The 339-nt window shown below is 60.5% G+C and carries 1 protein-coding gene; it reads right to left on the reverse strand.

Features of this window, described 5'->3' with window-relative positions; translation table 11 throughout:
• Positions 1-339 (reverse strand): hypothetical protein (locus AC1RO3_RS08935; RefSeq protein ID WP_481764072.1); only part of this gene is annotated, 339 nt, incomplete at both ends.

The following is a 339-nucleotide window of genomic DNA, read 5'->3' on the forward strand; positions in this document are numbered from 1 at the left end:
GTCCTTCACGATCTGGTCCAGCACGTCTACGAGTGCCTTTCCCTCGGTCATCAGCGTTCGGGCCGTACCCTGCACACGCTCGACCAGTGCTTTCCGCTGTTCGGCACTGCTACCGAATTGCTTCAGCTCCTGTGCATACTCGGTGTAGATGTGGTTGCGTAGCGCGTCGCACGCTTCTTGCAGAAGGTCGAGGTTGACTGTGGCTCGAACTCGAATCTCAACTAGCCGGGCACGCGCGCTCAGGTCGTTGGACGTGGCTTCGAGAAGCGACTTCGGGCTGAACTGCTTACGCCCGTGCAGCGACCGCGATGTGCGGTTGGCCATCAGGCCCATGGCTTC

This window comes from Dellaglioa sp. CoH-57-MRSF-19, assembly GCF_056781975.1.